A 16,961-nucleotide genomic window follows, 5' to 3' on the forward strand; every position below is an offset into this window, starting at 1 on the left:
CGGGAAACAGGCTACTTTTTCTCGGCCTTCTCAAAAGTAATAGTCACTTCCCGCTTACCCCATTCCTTTGCAGCAGCGGTATCCAATCCCATGTAGATATCTATTTTATCAGTCCACCGCTTGTTCATCTTGTCTTTAACAAGATACTCTCCATCAAGGCCTTCAATTTTAACTTTCGTATTATGAACTAGTCCCTTGGCAATAAGATCACGTGAGACCGCGATTGCCTTCATGCCCGGCTTCAGTTCATCCCCCCATGCTCCGAGAAAAGGGTGGGCTGAAGTCTGCTCTGCATGGGAAGTATAGGCTGTAGCCTGAACCTTCAAGCTAACTTTGTTACTGTCATCGCCAAAACATCCGGAAATAATAAAAGCAGCGGTAATCAAGAGAAAAACAATTTTTACATTGCGCATGGTACACTCCTGGAGTTCGAATTTAAACTTTGCAGGCACTTAGGTCGCACCCCTTGTCAAACTTGGCCCCACCTTGATGCAATTCCCCTCCAAGACATGAATATTCGCTTTGAGTAACCCGCTGCAAAAAATCCAGATCATGGGAAACCACCAGCAAAGACACATCAAGTGAATTGAGAATCTCAATGAGCCTTTCACGCATAGACGGGTCCAGATCGTTGGTCGGCTCGTCCAGAACCAGAGCTTCCGGCTGCATTGCCAGCACAGTGGCCAGCGAAACAAGTTTTTTTTCACCACCGGAAAGATGATACGAGACTCTGTCTTCATAACCTGAAAGGCCGAGAGTGCAAAGGGTATATTCTGAAATTCTGCGGGCTTCTTCAACCGATTTCCCGATATTGAGCGGCCCGAAAGCAACATCCTCTATCACAGTAGGACAGAAAAGCTGGTCATCGGCCTGCTGGAATAGCAATCCGACCCCTTTGCGCAATTCACGGAATCCCTTTTCGCCCTTAACCGGATGACCTTTATATAAAATTTCACCCGAAGAAGGAGTAAGAAGCCCCATGATGACATGAAGCATGGTGGTCTTGCCCGAGCCGTTATGTCCGGTAAGGGCAACCCTGTCTCCTTTTTTCAGCTCAAAATTAATTCCGCTGAGAACTTCCTTTCCACCGGGATAAGCAAAGCTGATATTATTAAGGGAAAATATACTTGAACTCACCTGAAAACCTCGATCGGGCTAAACTGCAGAAAAATAAAAAAGATTGAAAAAAAGACACTCATACTCACAACCAACCAATCTCTGTTTGATATCCTGTATCTGTTGAGAGTATGAAAGGTTCCGCTGAACCCTCTGCATAGCATTGCCTGCCAGACCCGTTGCGCTCTGTCGAGACTTCGGACGAGCAACATACCCATTAGCCAGGCATATGTTTTATAAGTCCTTAGATTCGTGCGGGGAATAAACCCACGCATGGCGGCAGCTCTGCGCATTTTGAAAAATTCCGTACGCATGACATGGATATAACGCCAGGTAAATAGAAACAGACGGCAGAACTTCTCCGGAATCTTCAATGACTGCATGCCAGCACCCATTGTCTGGACCGGCATAGTGGAGATTAAAGATGTTACGGCAAGCACCACCCCGTTTGATTTCAAGGTTATTACAGCAGTATAGAGAACGCCTTCCAAAGACGCAACAAACGGTCCCACCGACAGCAGAGGCTCACCCGGACGGGAAAAAGGAAGAAATACCCACAAGAAGAGAATAAAAAGATTAACCACAAACAATCTTTTGATAAGCGGCCAAAAGGGAAGACGCGCAGATGCCGAAAAGATTATCCCCGCAACAAAAACCGCAACAGCAGCGTTTAGATTTGTGACCATTGCACCGAACAGGGAAATAAGAAATGCACAGCCAACCCTTACCCCGGGATGAGCTGAGTGTATAAAAGATTTTCCAGATACAAAAGGCTCGGTTATCTGCTGCAAAAATGCTACTCCTGATTTCGCTCAAGGAGGTAGCACGCATTAAAAATCCATGCAATCCGAATCACTTTCTTGAGTTGATCTTTCATTACAGTTATATGCATGGTCTATATTCGTTAAAATACATCCAATAGAAATACTTCATAAAACATTTATTTATAAAACTGAAAGCAAAATGGACATTCCGGAATGGACAATAATACAGAACTTAAAAGAATAGTTGAAGAAGTAGGTGAAGAACTTATCTGGCGGCCGCTGTACGATTTTGAAGATAAAGCTCTGGCTGAAGGTGTCGGACATGAAATTGATGGAATTGACCCGGAATTCACCGAGCTGGATTTCAAAGGCAAAAGCGTCTGCGATCTCGGCTGCAATATGGGTCATTTCACATTCCATGCCCGCAATTGCGGAGCACGCGAAGTTGTTGGTTACGACATGGAGCCGAAAGTTATTGCAGGAGCCGGAAAGCTCGCTGAGCTCTACGGAGTTGACAATGTTGAATTCAAAGTCTGCAATTTTGCGTACGACCCTCCGGAGCGGATTTTCGATATGGGAATGCTTATTGATATCCTAGGTAAAATAAATATTTCCAATGGACATCTTGTCGCTATTTTAAAAGGTCTGGAAAAACGTTCCAGATCTGAAATGCTGCTTACTTTCAGGCCGGTATATTTTGTCAAAAGGCACTTAAAAATGGATCATTCAGATTTCATGAAAATGTATCCGCAGGCACGGATAGAAAATGGCTTATTCAGCCTTCTTGATTTCACTTGCGGACTTTTTGAACCAGACTGGAAACTGGACTATATTTCAAAAGAGCTTCCCGGAGACCAGCAGTATAAAAGAACTGTCCATTTTATAAGAAAATAGTCTTGCCGCAACTCCTGCCAGTGATTAATTGCTAAGCTCACCAAACGAACAAGGAGCCATGATGCAGAATAAAAACTCGGATTTTGTAGATATTGAATATCAGGTGGAAGAAAGGGAAAAAAGAAATGTTTATGTTCCCGGCATGGCCAAGGACATGCTTATAGGCGGACGGGATTCCGGAAATGTTTTCATTTTCTGCCTCAATGACGACCTGAGGAAATCCATTGCTGAAAAAGTAGCAGATAAGCTTGGCCGTAAATTTGTGATCATCACCCGCAGTGACGGCAACCCGGTTGTGGAAAAAATAGCTGAGTCCGACAACCAGATTGTAAGTATGCCCCGTGGAGCGGCAAAATCCGAAAAGATACGCAATCTTCTTAAGGACAACGGAAAGGTAATCTGTATCATGTCCGATTTTATGACCATGCTTAATGCATCCGACGGATCGGAAGACGCCCGCGAACAGATTTCTCTTATGCTGAACAGGTTCGAACCCAGCTTCATGGAAGCGTCACACCACATCGTGCGATCTGACCAGAGTGAGGAAGAGATCCTGCAGGACACACTCGATAAGATCTCTATTTGATGTAACTAATACAGAAAAATAAAAGAGGCCTTTCCGGTTAAATGGAAAAGCCTCTTTTTATTCCGTATTCAAAGAACGAATAGATCTACTTGAAAAGAGATCCCTTCAGACCATTTTCATCTTGTTATACGGCCCGACACTGAATCTTTATTCCCGGGTGGCAGAGTTTTCAACTCTGCTGACACGTTCAAGCATCAATGCAATTTAAGCTTCTGACTGCGCATCAATTCCTGCATCAATCAGTTATTCTCTCACCATCTGCAAATACTAATATATCCTAAGTGGGATAAACCAGATTCTTCGGGCCTATTCCCTCAAGGATTTCGACCAGATACTTCTCAGCTTCAGCCTTGGCTCCCCTAAGGTCCATCAGTTTATAATTTCCGCACTCTACCGCGGAAGCTCCGGGGATATCCCCTTCAAACTCAGCCGCAAACCTGAACATCTGCTGGATCAAAGGGGAAACTTCTTTGGAATCAAGACCGCCTTTAAGCAGAAGATAAAACCCGGTAAGGCATCCCATAGGCCCGAAATACAGGACGCTGTCAGCATACTCTTCATGATTGCGCAGAAAAGTCGCGCCAATATGTTCAAGAGTGTGGGCAACCGCCGGATCAAGAGCCGCTTCTTTATTGGGCTCCTTCATGCGCAGATCAAAAGTGGTGACTGTCTCGGGCCCAACTGCATCTTTGCGGGATACATATATTCCCCGCTCAAGTCTGGTATGATCTATTTTAAAACTCTCAATTTTATTCATTTCGTTCTCCACAGATTATTAAAAAATAATGACAATTTGGTAATTCAGGCAGCTAGACACTCACACAGACCGTCAATCATGGAAAGCACCATCCTGACTGAATTGGAGGCAACCTTTTCCATACATTTCTCATAAATTTCGGAATTGCCCTGTTCCCGAACCTTATCTGATATGGAGCGGATAAGAATGAAAGGAACTTTGAAAAGAAAACCTGTCTGGGCTATGGCGGCTCCTTCCATTTCCACCGCCATTACATCAGGAAAGAATCTGGCAATACGCTCAACCTGCTCGGGGGTATGGACAAAAGAATCACCGGAAAGAACCGTTCCTTGATGGACTGTAACTCCATCATCATTAATCCATGCCTTTTGAGCCAAGCCCAGAAGGACCTTGTCAGCCTCGAAAGCTGCGGGCATTCGCGGTATCTGGCCCATTTCATAGTTGAAAGCCGTAGCATCTGCGTCATAATGACGGACCTCAGATGAAACGACTATATCACCAATATTTATATTTTCCGGAAAACCTCCGGCAACACCGGTATTTATGATGCAGTCCGGCTTGAATTTTTCAAGAAGAAGAGTTGTTCCCACAGCGGCATTCACCTTGCCTATTCCGCACATGAACAAGGCAACCTCCACACCACCGATACATCCGGTATGGTAAACCAGATTTCCAAAGCGGGTTTCAACGGGGTTGTCCAGCCTGTCCACAAGCATTGACAATTCTTCTTCCATTGCTGCAATAATTCCGACTTTCAATTCTTTTTCCTCTTTATTAACGACGGCAACTTGTGACCGTTTGAATGCTTGCAGGATATGCTTAGAGGAGTTAATTAGTAAAATTAATCGTTCTAATTTTTTAGATTAGTTTTACTAAAGTGAGAAATTTAATGCTGCCCGACCTGAATAGATTGAAGGTATTCTTCCACATATACAACCTACAGAGCAGCACCGCTGCTGCTGGAGAACTGCACATAACTCAATCCGGAGTCAGCCAGCATCTCAAGAAACTTGAAGAAGAACTCGACACAAAGCTGTTTACCAGAGTCAACCGGAAGCTAATCCCCACTTCTGCGGGACACCGTCTCTATGGAATAGTTCAGAATTTTCTGGAGGAGCTGGAAGTTGGAGTACGACACATCAATGAAAGTAAGGATATCCCTTCCGGTATATTAAGAATTGGCGCTCCCACTGAATTCGGGCGAACATACATGCCCGGTATTTTTGCCTCATTCTACAAAAAATATCCGCAGGTAACTTTTCAGCTGGAATTGCACGAGCCAAAAGTTCTATTTTCCATGGTTTCCGAAGGCAGGCTTGATTTCGCATACATTGATATTCTCCCATTCATAATGGATACCCCCGGCGGAAGCTCCTCCTACTCCATAACACCGGTTTTAAGAGAGGAGTTTGTACTGGCCTGCTCTAAAAAATACCATGAATCCAGAGTAATCGGAGCTGATTACAATCAGATTATCAAACTAAATTTCATTGGCTACAAGACAGATATTTCCCTTTTCAAAAGCTGGTTCAAACTACATTACCAACAGCAGCCGCAATCACTGAATATGGTTTTAACAGCAGACAGCTCCGGAGCAATTGTAAGGGCAATAGAGGAGGACATGGGGCTGGGCATAACCGTAAGCCATCTTATGAACAGGCAGATAGCATCAGGGAAAATTGTCACTATCCGCCCTACAACAGAAAAACTTCAAAACACCATTGCCTGTGTTCAGTTCAAAGAAAAGAAAATTAGCATCACTGAAAATGAGTTCCAAAAGCACTTCCGTGAAGAGCTCAACAAAAACTACGCTAAACTGGATCTATGCGATTAATTTCAGATGAAAAATATTCTGAGCCGTAAAAACAGAAACCACTCAACCCGGAGCAGAAAGAGAATCCGGTTCAAGTGGTTTCCGCAGGGAACATTAAATCAAGCACCCCGATGACTTTTAGCCCAGTCATTTTAATTATATTCAGGACTAGGCTTTATAAATAACCACAATTATTTATCATTCATTCTTTCCAGAACTTTATACAGCGCCTGAGTTCCAAGTTCCTCGTAACCGAGGGCCATGGCGGAGACATAGAACTGATTCACCAGTGCGAGTCCGGGCAGGGACAAATTCATACGTCTGGCTTCATCAAGAGCAATTCCCATGTCCTTCACAAAGTGCTTGATAAAAAATCCGGGATTGAAATCATTATCGGCAATTCTGCGACCCAGATTGTTTATGGACCAGGAACCTGCCGCTCCTGAGCCAATCACATCAATGACTTCATTCAAGTCCATTCCGGCCTTGTAGGAGTAAAGCAAGGATTCGACAACGCCTATCATGGTTCCGGCGATGAGAATCTGGTTAGACATCTTGGTATGCTGTCCGGCACCGGATTTACCCATCAGCCTTATATTGCTTCCCATTACATCAAAAAGATCTTTCACTTCGTCAAAAGTATCCTGTTCTCCACCGACCATGATGGCAAGAGTCGCGTTTCTTGCACCCAGATCTCCACCGGAAACAGGTGCATCAAGAGTTTTGACACCTTTAGCAGCAGCGGCCTCATTAATACGTTCAGCAAGAGCCGGTTCAGAAGTAGTCATATCCACTATTATTTTTCCTGATGCCGCGTTTGCCAGAACACCATTTTCGCCAAGAATGGTTTCTTCAACGTCTGTGGGATATCCAACTATGGTAAATATTATATCTGCTTTTTCAGCAACTTCAGCCGGTGATTCACACCACTGGGCTCCTTCATTCACCAAAGCGTCCGCTTTTGATCTGGTCCGGTTATAAACAAATGCTTCATGTCCTGCCTTCATCAGATGCATGCACATGGACCCGCCCATAACTCCGGTTCCTATCCAACCTATTTTTTTACTCATTATCCATATCCTCTTGCAAACTTAGAGTTAACTTAAATATCAAAGAATGGAGATAACACGCGAACACTCAAAAGGTAAACAAGGCTCTACTAACTGGAATCAGTTATAAAGTGCGTAAACAGTCGCCCCTACCATCAGAATCACCATGGAAGTATTCACGGCATAGCGGGTCCTGCGGTTGCTCAACACTTTAAGCAATGACTCTCCGGCATAACACCAGAGAGAATGAAAGAAAGCAGCTCCACAACTGAAAGTAGCCACAAAAATAAATATCTCCATGAATCTGGGAGCCTGCGGATCAGCAAATTGTGCGAATGCTGATACAGTCATGGCATAATGTTTCGGATTCAGTGGATGAAGCATGATACCCTCATAAAAACTGAATGAGGTCCTCCCGGTTTCTGCACCGCTGTTCATCCCCATCACCTTCCAGGCAAGATAAAGGATATACACCATACCAAGAACCTTCAGAACTGATGCAGCCTGAGGGGATGCCAGAAACAGCTCCGCAAGCCCTATCACGACCAGGACATCCATGATCAGCCCTCCGGCTACCACTCCGGATAAAAATGGTACTGATCTGCGGAAGCCTACCGCCTGCCCCAAAGCCATCGAAGTAAGATTTCCGGGACCGGGGGTTCCGGTCATCACAATTACAAAAATTAAAAAAGCCCAGAAATTTTCCTGCATTGTAAGCTCCTCTTCATAGTATAAATACAGATTTCATTAAAAAAAATAGTTTTATTTTATATGTCCGATTTAAAATATGGCGATTAATTTTCACTACAACCAATGAAGATCCAGTTAATGGCAAACTGCCTCAAGTTAATTGTCTGCATATATTTGTCAGATTGTATTCATATTCTTGACATTGTATGCAGTCAATGAAAACATTGTGTGCATGACAAAATGGCTACCTGAATTAAAAAAAGAAAACAGACCCAAGTTCAAGCTACTGGCTGATGCCATTGAAAGAGATGTTTATTCGGGCATTCTGAAGCCCGGAGAAAAGCTCCCGACACATCGGGATATGGCAGACAGTCTGAAAATGAACGTCAGCACCGTGACAAGGGGTTATGCAGAAGCGGAAAAAAGAGGATTGGTCTGCGGGACCGTGGGCAGAGGAACATTTATCGCTCAGGACGCGATTACAAATACGCCCATGGTTTCCTTTGAGCCGCATGCTCCGGGCATGATCGAGCTTGGACTGGTTAATACCTTTTACGAACTGGATCCGGATATTCAAGATGCCATGAAGCGTCTTACCAGAAGACGTAACCTTAATACATTTCTGCAATATACTGATCCTCACGGATTGCCGGAACACCGCGAAACAGGTGCGGAATGGATTAAATTTTACCAGATGGAAGTTGATCCGGATGAAATACTGGTCTGCTCCGGAGCACAGCACGGACTCAGTTGCTGCCTGAGTTCTCTTTTCCGTTCAGGTGAGCGAATAGCCACAGACCACCTGACATATCCGGGAATGAAGACCCTTGCCGCAATGCTCGGGATCAAACTGGTTCCCATTCAGATGGATGAACAGGGTATGATTCCGGATATTCTGGACACAGTCTGCCGAAGAGACAACATTAGCGGATTATATCTTATGCCGGGAGTACAAAACCCGAGCACTGCATGCATGTCCATTGAACGCAGACAGGAGATAGCCCGTACCGCCGCCATGCACGGACTAACCATCATTGAAGATGATGCTTACGCCCTGACAGTCGACAACATTCTGCCTCCGGTCTCATCCTTCGCCCGGGACAGAAGCGTCCATATCGCAGGAGTCTCCAAGACTATAGCAGTCGGATTGCGGGTGGCCTTTATGTCTGCCACAGGAGAAATCCGGGAAAAACTCGCACACGCGATCCTGAATTCAATATGGATGACTCCAACGCTCAATACGGAGCTTATCTGCCAGTGGATACAGGATGGGACAGCAGAGAAAACCATGCTCCTTAAGCGTAAGGCAGCTCAGCTGCGTTTTGAGTCTGTTCGTGATTTGACATCCGAAATGATATTTGCAGGAAACCCCAACGGCTTTTTCCTTTGGACTAAACTTCCTGAGCCATGGCGGGGATTCATGCTTGAAACAAGAGCACGGGAAAAAGGCCTGAACATTTTCAGCGCTGAAAAATTCGCTGTGGGTGACAGCCCGGTCCCACCGATGATCAGACTTTCATTAAGCGGACCAAAGAGTATAGAAGAGCTACGTCATGGACTTGAAATATTGAATGAAATAATAAGTGAGGGGATTAAAAGATAAAAACAAACCCGCCAAGCATGCTCAGCGGGTTAAACAAAATATATATGACACTTAAGGATTCAACAGGAATTCCTGTCCGGCTTTAACGGCCCTTGAAGATACTCTTATCCTTCCATCCTTGGCGGTTCCAAGAACAAGAACCTTAACTCTGACCCCGTCAGGACGGACAATAAAGCTGTCGTCATAAGCCTTTACAATCGCTGATGCGGGAACAAGGACAGATCCGCCGGGATCATCCATTTCAAGATCAAGTTCGGTGCGCAGACCACCCCTGAATTCGAAATCACCCTTTGCAATTTCAAAATCCACTTCAACCTTTCTGGTTTCAGGATCAAAGTCAGGAGAAATACGCTCAAGCTCAGCAGCTACAGTAATATCAAGGTCGGGAAGTTTGAAATTAACCTTTCCATTCATGGAGCGGACTTCCTTGAGTTCTTTGATTGTCAGCGCATAAGGAACAAGAAGAGTCTTGAAATTACCCAGTTCAGCAACCTTCTCACCTTTGGTCACCCATTCACCGGGCTCGATATAACGCTTGATAACACGCCAGCCAACCGGGGCGCGCAGGGTATATCTACGAAGGTGTTCACGGTCGATATCTATTTTTAGCTGGGTAGCGCGAAGACGTGATTCCGCATTTTTCAAATTACGGATATGCAGATCAAGCTCAGACTGGGCGGCAGTGCTTTTCTTGACCAGCTTTCTGTAACGCTCAGCTTCCTTACTGTAATAGGTGACATCGGACTGAAGCCGTGTCCTGTCTGCAATAAGCTGTGAAATATCAAGTTTAATAAAAGTCGGATCAAGTTCGGCAAAACGGCCGTTACTACCAACTGTATCACCAACATCAGCATAAACATTGGTGCACATGGCCGACTCTTCACTGACAAGAGTCATACTTACGCGAGGTCTGGTAAATCCGGTCAGTGAAATTATTCGGGATGCAGGTTCACACTTGAATGTCGTTGCTTTAGCCGCAAGGCATTGGGAAACAGAAGATAAATTTAAAATAAAAGCAACAAACAGAAGATAAGATAATTTAGGAACCACCTTTATCGCTGTCATTACAAATCTCCCGGCTGGCCCGCTCTTTTTGCGGAATAGTTATAAAATCCAGAACATCTTCACATAGCGTATTCATATCCATATCAGGGAGATTTCCCTGCAAGCGGCCATTGGCTACAAGTGAAGCAAGACCGTGCACTGAAGACCACAGTGAAGCAACAGCTATATCCACTGAGACATCACCAAGAACGCCCGTTTCAATACATTCCCGAACATTGTCCTTGAAATTTATGAAATTACGGTGAGGTTCTCCCACCCATTTTTCAGGATCACAGAAGGAAGGAGCACTGCGATTAAAAAGCAGGTCATAATACTCAGGCTCGCTACGGGCATAATTCAGATATATTCGACCGCACTCATGCAGGCGCTCAAATGGGTCGGCAATATCAACAAGGTGATCCTGCATCTGGGCAAATCTGGCAAGTCCCTCCTGCTTGAGAGAAAGAATCAGGTCTTCCTTGTTTTTGAAATACCTGTAAAGAGCCGCTGGACTGTAATCGATTCTGGCAGCAATTTTGCGCACGGAAACATTGTCAAATCCATCTTTAGCGAACAACTCCTTGGCGGCATCAAGGATTCTGCGTCTCATGCACTGATGCTCGTGATCTTTATTTCTGCTCATATTCATGGGCATTTACTAGCAAACAGTAACAATATTGTAAACACTGTTCACCGTACGTAAGAGCAACATATGCAGATAAGTAAATACATCCCATGAAGGAATCTTACCATGCATTTTTAATCATAAAACCCGGATTATGATTTTGAATTGATGATAAAGAACAATCAGGGCAATTTAAGGTATCATACCAATATTCTTGCGGGCAGCCTCATTGTCTGGGTCTATTTTAAGAGCTTTATTAAGCCATTCTCTGGCAGCCCCGTAGTCACCACGCATATAATACAAAAGACCTACATTAACCATAGTGTTTGCGTTATCAGGATCAAGCTGCAAAGCTTTGCGGTAATCAGCAAGTGCAAAATCAAGTTTTCCCTGCTTATGATATCCTATCCCACGATTCGCATAGGCTGTGGCATAGTTGGGATTAAGCTCAAGCGCCCGCTGATACAGTTCCATGGCAGAAAAAACTTCGCCCCTGCGGGAAAGAATATTCGCAAGATTGGTCATGGCTTTGAAGTGGGAAGGGTCGGCCTTTATGGCGGCCCTGAAATGCTTGGCCGCTTTTGAATAATCTTTACTACGCTCCAGAAGATTGCCGTAGTTGTAGTTCATGTGATGGTTATTTTCCGTAACAGACAATGCTCTTTCATACAGAGACTCACTGTTTCGCCAGTACCCTGCCTGAGTAAATGCAACCGCCAGCAAAGCAGCAACCACAATACCCCCTGAGCCAACCGCTGCCTTACCGGGAATCCTTCCAGCCCTCACCAGTCGGGCAACACCGAAAGAAATCAGCATATACAATCCCATAAACGGAATGTACGCATAGCGGTCAGCCATCGACTGGTCACCAACCTGAATAATTCCGATTACCGGAACAAGCGTTCCCAGATACCAGAACCATCCCACTGCCCCAAGGGGAAATTTACTTATATATTTCAATACTATTAAGCTGACAGCAACAATAAACAACAAAGTCAGTGCCGGTTCCCAGACCGGAATTACGTGGGGATATGGATAAAATACCGCCAGATCTACCGGAGCCACCATTTTTCCAAGATAGGCTACATAAGAAACCAGGGCGTTGGATATCCTCAATGACAAAGGAAAGGACTCTATGGACTGCATAGCTCCGCCCCCTTCCTGAGCTAGAAAAGTAAGCACGGATGAAAGGGCGGATAAAATAAGAAGAGGTATTTTTTCAAGAAGCAATCTTGAAAACTGCTGAACAATATTACCTCTGAAATCAAGACGCTTAAGCGGCCAGATATCAAGGAGCAGCAGGGCAGCCGGAAGAGTAACTACCATGGGCTTGGCAAGAATTCCTATTCCGGTAAAAAAGAAGGTCAACGCATAATCCGCAACCCTTCCGCGTTTTGCAAATGATGCCCAGCTATGCATGGCGCAAAGCCAGAATAAGGTGGAAAGAACATCCTTGCGCTCCGCAACCCATGCAACAGATTCCACATGCAACGGATGGACTGCAAAAAGAGCTGCAGCAAAAAAAGACGGCAGCAATCCACCGTCTTCAAAATCAGAAGTAGCCTTAAGCAGGAAAAAGAAGAAAAGAAGCACGTTCAGCAGATGCAGGAACACATTGACCAGATGGCGAGCTCCGGGGGAATCGCCAAACAGGGAAGTATCCATCATATGGGATACCACGGTCAAAGGATGGTAATTTGAAAGCTGAAATGTGCTGAATGCCCATTTTATATTATCAATGGATATCCCCTGCATGACCCGTTCATTGTTGGATACGTAACTGGTGTCATCATAGGTGACCAGCTCGAAACCGCCGCACTGCCCATAAACAGCTATAACCATAGCCGAAAGCAGAGCAGCACTGATCAGCACATTTTTCAAATCCCAACCGCTATTCATAGCGCTCATGACTTTTCCGCCTGTTGCTTTTTATTAATTACAGGAATTGTTCTGCAACCTGCAGTATACCTGTTTGAACTGATTTGATGGATACAGACTACTCGCCGCGTTTTTTAACCGCTTTCAAAAAACCGCTGTCCATCCACCCTAAACGATGCATAAGAGTCTCGGTAGAACAGCGGAGCACACCCAGACCATATTTTACGGACCGTGCAAAACTGATTGATGAAGAGTCATCCATATAGCGGGTAGGGCAGGTTACTTCACCGATATCATAGCCGGAATAAATTATCTGGCAGAGCATCTGGTTATCGAAAACAAAATCATCACTGTTATCGTCAAAAGGTATAGTCTCGAGAAGTTCTCTAGAAAAAGCCCTGTATCCGGTGTGGTATTCGGAAAGATGATAGCCAACCATAAGATTCTGGAAAATTGTCAGGCATCTGTTGGCAAAATACTTATAGAGCGGCATCCCCCCCCTAAGTGCTCCTGTACCGAGAATACGGGAACCGAGCATGCAGTCAAACACACCATTGGCGATAGGTGAAACCATAGCCGATATGATCAGTGGGGTATACTGGTAATCCGGATGAACCATGACTACAACATCAGCACCCATTTCAAGAGCTGTTCTATAGCAGGTTTTCTGGTTCCCGCCATATCCGGTATTGCAGGTATGAACCACAGTTCTGATACCCAGAATCTCGGCCTGTGCCACAGTGTCATCCCTGCTGCAGTCATCAACCAGCAGAATCTCATCAACAACATCCGGCGGAAGCTCATCTATTGTTTTTTTCAAAGTGGACGCCGCGTTGTAGGCAGGCATAACCATTACTACTTTTTTCCCGTTTACCATCTGTTATATATCTCCTGAAACTTATGTGGAATTACTGTCTGGTTTGCTATGCTGGAGCCTTACCACCAAAGCATAAGAGCAATCAAGCCGGTTGCCTGACGCCGAGCTTTCTAGTAATCATCCCTCAGCAATTTATACATAATAAATATTTCAGAACAGGGGATAAAAGAATATGGAAGAGTCAAAAATAAGAGAATATATTCAAAAAATTTTAATGAAGAAATGCACTGAGAACGAAGAAGCCCGTCAGGATGCTCTCGGTGAGTTCATAGCCATGACAATGCCCAACATCGATGAAGGAGCGGTCAAGAATATCAAATCCATGATTCCACCCATTACAGATCTCTACGAAAAATGGGTGGGAATGTTCATAGACCGGCTGCTGGAAACCGTACCGCGCAACCAGATTGAAGAACTCTGCAGCGGCACTGATGAAAATGACTCAGCACTCGTTCTTATCTACATCATGTTCATGGAATCCGAGCGTATGGAAAAACAGATAGCAGAAGATATTTCCGCCTATGCTCCCACTCAGAATGATGAGGCAGGAAATATTGCCAGCCAGTATATCCGCTCCAAACTGACTCTCATAGCTGAAGAACAGAAAGCTAAAGAAGCACCTATTCAGTAGCAGGAAAAGGAAGGAAGACAGTACATGTTCACAAAAGCTATTGTAAGAACCCCTTCACACAGCATGGGACAGGGATTGACAGAGGCTGGTCTCGGATGCCCCGATATAGACCTTACGCTCGTTCAACACAGAAACTACGTTGATTATTTTAAACAGGCCGGCATAAAAGTTACTGAGCTTTCACCGGTTGATGAATATCCCGATTCGGTTTTCGTAGAGGATACTGCGGTTATGATTCCTTTTGAGGGTGGGACTGCGGCCTTTCTGACCTGTCCGGGGGCAGAATCCAGGCGCGGGGAAGTAGAAATAATAAGTTCCGCAATATCTGAGCTGACAGAAGAAGTCATCCGTATGGAAGACGGAGGACTTATGGAAGGCGGAGATGTTCTGCTTATGGGCAGATCTTTTTATGTGGGAATAGATACCCGTACCAACCGTTCTGGATACGAACAGTTCGCCAAGACTGCTGAACGATTCGGTTGCAAAGCCGTTCCTGTTCCTTTTGACCGGGGCATGCCTCATCTGAAAACAGAACTTTCCGCCCTTGACCCAGAAACCCTGATTATGAGCAAAAGATTTTCCGAGCGTGATGAATTCAGGAAGTTCAAGAAAATAACAGTTCCTGAAGGGGATGAGTATTCTGCAAACTGCCTCTTTCTGGGTAATAAACTTCTAGCTCCCGCCGGATTCCCGGCTACTGCCGAACTTCTGGAAAAAAATGGATTCAACCCGGATTATATTGATATGTCCGAGTTCAGAAAAATGGACGGAGGCCTTACCTGCCTTTCATTACGCTGGTAATAAAGGGAGTCAAAGTACAGCACATTTTCATTTCAGGAGTATGAATCTCATTTACGGGATCAGAACTTAACGCAACCGCTTTAATAAGGTATTACAATCTGAGAATGTGCCCCTTCCCGGGAAGGCTTAATTTATAAAACAGAGTAATCCTCATGTCCGAATCCCCTAAAAAATATATATATTATTCAATCGCAGCCTCACTTGTCACCATGGTCCTTAAAACATGGGCATGGCACATTACAGATTCCGTAGGGCTGCTCTCTGATGCTCTGGAAACACTGGTGAACCTTTCAGCCGGACTTTTCGCACTTGCTTCACTCAATCTCGCTCTGAAGCCTGCGGACCCGGCGCATACTTACGGACACGGAAAGGCCGAATACTTTTCAAGCGGTGCAGAAGGAATGCTCATACTTATCGCCGCCATAGGAATTGTCTATGCTTCGGTAGAGCGTTTTATCCACCCGGAAGTACCTTCAAATCTAGAAGCGGGTCTTTTTATAGCCCTTGTTTCATCGGCTGTTAATTTTGTAACTGCACGCCTGATGCTCAAAGGGGCCAGGATTCACGATTCAATCACCCTTGAAGCAGACGCTAAACATCTCCTTACCGACGTATGGACCTCGATTGGTCTGGTCGCAGGCCTGGGAGTAATGCTTTTCACTCCCCCTTCATGGGCATTCATCGACCCTGTAATAGCTATGGTGATGGCAGGAAATATTGTTTTCACCGGATTTTCACTCATCAAGAAATCCTATTCCGGACTAATGGACAACGCACTCCCTCATGAAGAACTTTACATAATCGACAGATCAATCCGCCAGTGTGCCGGAAAAGAAGCACTCTATCATGGACTCAGGACACGCAAGGCAGGGTCCAACCGTTTTGTGGACTTTCACCTGCTCCTGCCCGGTGAATCGACCATAGCAAGCTCTCACGACTTATGTACTAAAATAGAATCATGCATTCAGGCAGAACTGTCCAACTGTCAGGTTACCATCCACGTTGAACCCAAAGAAGACACTGATTCTTATGATTGTGAGGAAACAGGTGGACTTTGCGGTTCGATGATCAGATTAAAGAAACATTTCGATGACGACCACAACGGATGACCATTCAAAAAGCAATCAAACAGGTACACCTCGGGACGGAACTGAATCACAAATTAATCTACCCGGAAAAACATGGAAAATTACCCGGAATACTTCTCATCCATGAATATACTGGGTTAAGCACTGCAGTCCTGAAACAGGCAGAAAGGCTTGCCACGGAGGGATTCGCTGTTCTGGCCGCAGATTTTTACGGGGTCCATAACCGTCCACAAAACATCAATCAGGCCAGAAAAATACATCGCATTTACCGTGATGACAGACTGCTTATGCGCGAGAGAGCAAAAGTCTGCCTGCAGGCACTTGCGGAACAACCGGAAGTGGATAATCAAACAATAACTGCTCTCGGTTTCTCATTCGGTGGCGGATGCGCACTTGAACTGGCCCGATCCGGAGCGGAGATCAAACGTGCTGTAAGTGTATACGGTTATCTGGATACATCACATCCTGCACAGCAACATGACATCAAATGCCCGCTTCTTGTTCTGCATGTCAATAATGACCCGGTTGTACCTCAAAAGCATGCTGCCCAATTCAGAAAAGAAATGAATGCGGCTGGAGCTGATTGGCAACTTATTGAACTGGATGGTTTGAAACACGGTTTTGCCAATCCAGTAAATCCAGAATTCAACAAAGATGCAACGGATAAAATGTGGGCTGAAATATTGGAATGGATATTTTAGAATAATTAATCAAAGTCTTATATTCTGTCATAAACAAGCCCCGA

At 44.9% G+C, this 16,961-nt stretch carries 19 protein-coding genes; 8 read left to right on the top strand and 11 right to left on the bottom strand.

Annotation, left to right across the window (positions count from 1 at the left end):
• Positions 1 to 11: 11 nt before the first annotated feature.
• The 3 genes from ACZ5PW_RS02405 to cbiQ are packed head-to-tail and all read right to left on the bottom strand — an operon-like array spanning position 12 to position 1,907.
• Entirely contained in the window at positions 12 to 413 is a 402-nt protein-coding gene (locus ACZ5PW_RS02405) for a 3D domain-containing protein (protein ID WP_464557709.1), read from the bottom strand.
• A 22-nt stretch (positions 414 to 435) separates the two neighbouring features.
• Positions 436 to 1,137 (bottom strand): energy-coupling factor ABC transporter ATP-binding protein, encoded by a 702-nt coding sequence (locus tag ACZ5PW_RS02410; RefSeq protein ID WP_464557710.1) that lies wholly within the window; start codon positions 1,135 to 1,137, stop codon positions 436 to 438.
• Positions 1,134 to 1,907: a cobalt ECF transporter T component CbiQ gene (cbiQ, locus tag ACZ5PW_RS02415; protein ID WP_464557712.1), complete on the bottom strand. Its 774-nt coding sequence runs from the start codon at positions 1,905 to 1,907 to the stop codon at positions 1,134 to 1,136. The genes ACZ5PW_RS02410 and cbiQ overlap by 4 nt, the downstream gene beginning before the upstream one ends.
• A gap of 186 nt (positions 1,908 to 2,093) precedes the next feature.
• Between cbiQ and ACZ5PW_RS02420 the strand changes: the two genes are divergently transcribed.
• Together ACZ5PW_RS02420 and ACZ5PW_RS02425 are read left to right on the top strand one after the other, a co-directional pair.
• Positions 2,094 to 2,774: a class I SAM-dependent methyltransferase gene (locus ACZ5PW_RS02420; RefSeq protein ID WP_464557714.1), complete on the top strand. Its 681-nt coding sequence runs from the start codon at positions 2,094 to 2,096 to the stop codon at positions 2,772 to 2,774.
• A gap of 58 nt (positions 2,775 to 2,832) precedes the next feature.
• Positions 2,833 to 3,360 (top strand): shikimate kinase, encoded by a 528-nt coding sequence (locus ACZ5PW_RS02425; protein ID WP_464557715.1) that lies wholly within the window; start codon positions 2,833 to 2,835, stop codon positions 3,358 to 3,360.
• A 277-nt stretch (positions 3,361 to 3,637) separates the two neighbouring features.
• Here the strand turns inward: ACZ5PW_RS02425 and ACZ5PW_RS02430 are convergent, their stop codons facing one another.
• Positions 3,638 to 4,117 (bottom strand): S-ribosylhomocysteine lyase, encoded by a 480-nt coding sequence (locus ACZ5PW_RS02430; RefSeq protein ID WP_464557716.1) that lies wholly within the window; start codon positions 4,115 to 4,117, stop codon positions 3,638 to 3,640.
• A gap of 44 nt (positions 4,118 to 4,161) precedes the next feature.
• Complete coding sequence (locus ACZ5PW_RS02435; protein ID WP_464557718.1) at positions 4,162 to 4,875, bottom strand: 5'-methylthioadenosine/adenosylhomocysteine nucleosidase; 714 nt, start codon at positions 4,873 to 4,875, stop codon at positions 4,162 to 4,164.
• Between the two features lie 131 nt (positions 4,876 to 5,006).
• Here ACZ5PW_RS02435 and ACZ5PW_RS02440 point away from each other — a divergent pair, with 131 nt between their 5' ends.
• Positions 5,007 to 5,951 carry a LysR family transcriptional regulator gene (locus ACZ5PW_RS02440; RefSeq protein ID WP_464557720.1) on the top strand — a complete coding sequence of 315 codons (945 nt, stop codon included), beginning with the start codon at positions 5,007 to 5,009 and terminating at the stop codon, positions 5,949 to 5,951.
• 170 nt (positions 5,952 to 6,121) lie between these two features.
• On the opposite strand, the gene ACZ5PW_RS02445 is transcribed toward ACZ5PW_RS02440, so the two are convergent.
• Complete coding sequence (locus tag ACZ5PW_RS02445) at positions 6,122 to 7,000, bottom strand: NAD(P)-dependent oxidoreductase (protein WP_464557722.1); 879 nt, start codon at positions 6,998 to 7,000, stop codon at positions 6,122 to 6,124.
• Between the two features lie 99 nt (positions 7,001 to 7,099).
• A complete protein-coding gene (locus ACZ5PW_RS02450) occupies positions 7,100 to 7,690 on the bottom strand; it encodes a LysE family translocator (protein WP_464557724.1) in 591 nt (196 codons plus the stop codon).
• Between the two features lie 211 nt (positions 7,691 to 7,901).
• Between ACZ5PW_RS02450 and ACZ5PW_RS02455 the strand changes: the two genes are divergently transcribed.
• On the top strand, positions 7,902 to 9,272 hold the full coding sequence (locus ACZ5PW_RS02455; protein ID WP_464557725.1) for an aminotransferase-like domain-containing protein: 1,371 nt from the start codon (positions 7,902 to 7,904) through the stop codon (positions 9,270 to 9,272).
• 51 nt (positions 9,273 to 9,323) lie between these two features.
• Here ACZ5PW_RS02455 and ACZ5PW_RS02460 read toward each other — a convergent pair whose 3' ends face one another.
• The 4 genes from ACZ5PW_RS02460 to ACZ5PW_RS02475 all read right to left on the bottom strand — a co-directional run bounded on the left by ACZ5PW_RS02460 (position 9,324) and on the right by ACZ5PW_RS02475 (position 13,696).
• The gene (locus ACZ5PW_RS02460) at positions 9,324 to 10,337 is read right to left on the bottom strand and encodes an efflux RND transporter periplasmic adaptor subunit (protein WP_464557726.1); all 1,014 of its coding nucleotides are present in this window, start codon (positions 10,335 to 10,337) and stop codon (positions 9,324 to 9,326) included.
• On the bottom strand, positions 10,312 to 10,926 hold the full coding sequence (locus tag ACZ5PW_RS02465; RefSeq protein ID WP_464557728.1) for a TetR/AcrR family transcriptional regulator: 615 nt from the start codon (positions 10,924 to 10,926) through the stop codon (positions 10,312 to 10,314). The genes ACZ5PW_RS02460 and ACZ5PW_RS02465 overlap by 26 nt, the downstream gene beginning before the upstream one ends.
• Positions 10,927 to 11,133: 207 nt before the next feature.
• Entirely contained in the window at positions 11,134 to 12,849 is a 1,716-nt protein-coding gene (locus ACZ5PW_RS02470; RefSeq protein ID WP_464557729.1) for a tetratricopeptide repeat protein, read from the bottom strand.
• Between the two features lie 88 nt (positions 12,850 to 12,937).
• The gene (locus ACZ5PW_RS02475; protein WP_464557733.1) at positions 12,938 to 13,696 is read right to left on the bottom strand and encodes a glycosyltransferase family 2 protein; all 759 of its coding nucleotides are present in this window, start codon (positions 13,694 to 13,696) and stop codon (positions 12,938 to 12,940) included.
• Positions 13,697 to 13,868: 172 nt separating this feature from the next.
• On the opposite strand from ACZ5PW_RS02475, the gene ACZ5PW_RS02480 reads away from it, so the two are divergent.
• From ACZ5PW_RS02480 to ACZ5PW_RS02495, 4 genes are all read left to right on the top strand, one after another.
• Positions 13,869 to 14,327 (top strand): hypothetical protein, encoded by a 459-nt coding sequence (locus tag ACZ5PW_RS02480; RefSeq protein WP_464557735.1) that lies wholly within the window; start codon positions 13,869 to 13,871, stop codon positions 14,325 to 14,327.
• A 24-nt stretch (positions 14,328 to 14,351) separates the two neighbouring features.
• On the top strand, positions 14,352 to 15,128 hold the full coding sequence (locus tag ACZ5PW_RS02485) for a dimethylarginine dimethylaminohydrolase family protein (RefSeq protein ID WP_464557736.1): 777 nt from the start codon (positions 14,352 to 14,354) through the stop codon (positions 15,126 to 15,128).
• Between the two features lie 152 nt (positions 15,129 to 15,280).
• Entirely contained in the window at positions 15,281 to 16,237 is a 957-nt protein-coding gene (locus tag ACZ5PW_RS02490) for a cation diffusion facilitator family transporter (RefSeq protein WP_464557737.1), read from the top strand.
• The gene (locus tag ACZ5PW_RS02495; RefSeq protein WP_464557738.1) at positions 16,234 to 16,917 is read left to right on the top strand and encodes a dienelactone hydrolase family protein; all 684 of its coding nucleotides are present in this window, start codon (positions 16,234 to 16,236) and stop codon (positions 16,915 to 16,917) included. The genes ACZ5PW_RS02490 and ACZ5PW_RS02495 overlap by 4 nt, the downstream gene beginning before the upstream one ends.
• Positions 16,918 to 16,961: the final 44 nt, after the last annotated feature.

It is taken from the genome of Maridesulfovibrio salinus (genome assembly GCF_055394525.1).